The sequence below is a fragment of the Lachnoanaerobaculum sp. MSX33 genome (assembly GCF_000512995.1).
Taxonomy (GTDB): Bacteria; Bacillota; Clostridia; order Lachnospirales; family Lachnospiraceae; genus Lachnoanaerobaculum.
Window position 1 is genome coordinate 1 of record NZ_AZXX01000004.1, and the last position, 2,011, is coordinate 2,011.

Consider the following 2,011-nt stretch of genomic DNA (forward strand, 5'->3'; position numbering starts at 1 on the left):
CCTGTCTTTGACAGCTAAAAGGTCTGAAAGCCATATATATCAAGGGTTTCAGACCTTTTTTAATTCACAAAAGTGTAGCTAGAACTACCTACTTTTTTTGCTTTCCCGAAAGACTTTTTTCATACTCAAATCGGTTAAAATTTCGTAATCGGTACGAAATCCGAATACTTCATGAAGTGCATCTGTTAAGGCTGTTCTTGTATAAGCGGGTAGATATCCTAACTTTTCTCCCGGACGATACATCATCATAGAGCGTAATACGTTAATAATCTCATCGCATGTATATTGTTCACCAAGTTTTTTCTCAAGTATCCTAAAGACTACCAATGAAGCAAAACAAGTTATGAAGTGTGCCTTTATGCGATCCTCTCTTTGAAGATAAATGGGGCGTGCACTGAACTCGGTTTTCATGATTCTGAAACATTCTTCGATTTCCCATCTCTTCTTGTTTATACGAACTATTTCTTCGGCACTTGTTGTCTCCAAATTAGTACAAACGGCATAGAAACCGTCATATTTTTCCTCTTCAGCTATGAGGTTCGAATCTATATAAGGGATTTCTCTGTCACAGACTTCTCCTGAAGATGTCATTGCTTCGGTAGCAATAAAACGGCGTGGATCATTTTGATTTTTTTGATTTCTTTTATATTCCCCTTTTTCAATAAGCTTATTAGCACGGTCAATCTGGCTTTGCCTGATTTTCTGATGATATTTTTTGTACTTTAAGGAGAATGATACTATAAGATGTTGCTCTAGAGCTTTATTACCTTCTTTGACTTTTTTATCTGATAAATCTTCTTTAATCCACCTTTCCTTATAAAAGACTTTATTATAGTCTGTCTGTTCATCAAGGTTATTCAGATTAAATAATCCTGTTTCACCTTGTAGTGACCAGCCTTCAGGGTCTAGAGCAAACTCCTTTAAATATTTTGGGAGTTGTTTTATAGATTGTGTTGTTATAAAACTTCTTATTTTTTCACCAAATAAAGTTTTGTCGTTAAACTTTCTATTGGCATTTGAGGACAGACCTGCGTCTGTACAGATAATAATACTATCAATACCATAATCATCGATTACCTTTTGTTCCAGAGGCTTTAGTGTTGGCTGCTCATTCTTATTTCCGGGGAAAATATCAAAAGCAAGAGGAATACCGTCATGATCCATAAACATTCCCATTCCGACAATAGGTAGTGGTTGATGTTGTTTTGATTTTCCATATTTCCTAAGTTCGTCTTCCTGCTCGATTTCAAAGTAATAGTTTGTGCAATCATAGTAAAGAATGTCATTCCTGCGAGGAAGTATTCTTTGGCTATTTTTATAAAGCTCAGATTGAATAAAGTCACTTTCTTTAGATAAAACAGAAAGTGAACGATATATATCATGTAAATTAAAGGTCGGCTGCTCAATAAACATTTTGGAAGAACGATTTGATGCCAACTTAGAAGATGGATAAAGGATACGAGTAAAAATTAGTCGAGATAAAATATCGTTCAAATCATATTCAAAGCTATACTTCTTTGAAATTTTAGAACAGATTTTATCCAGCTTAAGTGAATAGTAAATACTCTGAAGAAATAGATATCCACAGTTAAACAAATGTTTTTCATCAGGTTTCAGGAGCTTTGAAGGAGAACATTTTATTAAAATTTCTTTTTGTTCCTCATATTCCTTACGATTAAGTTCATCAACATATTCCTGAGCCCAAATGTAAGGGTCTTTTCCATTAGCTCTAGTCTTAACCATATCAAGATTTCCAAGTTTTTCAATAGTAACTGTAGTGACAGAACCATTGGATTTGCGTATAGATTTCTGAACATAAAATGTAGCAGAGTTTTTTGATTTACTTACAGTAAGTTTCATAGCATTCAACCTCCATGCTCATATTATACTATAAATAGCTACAAATAGCTACATAAAATAACGAATAAATTGACAAAAAGATAAGACTGAAATCCAGTCTTTATAAGGGTTTGAGGTTTATAGAGGGAGTAGTTAGCTGTCAAACTCCCGG

1 protein-coding gene is annotated in these 2,011 nt (G+C 33.9%); it reads right to left on the bottom strand.

Going from position 1 to position 2,011, the window contains the following annotated elements; translation table 11 throughout:
• Window positions 1–84: 84 nt before the first annotated feature.
• Window positions 85–1,860, bottom strand: coding sequence for an IS1634 family transposase (locus HMPREF1495_RS00315; protein WP_034211103.1), 1,776 nt, complete (start codon window positions 1,858–1,860; stop codon window positions 85–87).
• Between the last annotated feature and the right edge of the window lie 151 nt (window positions 1,861–2,011).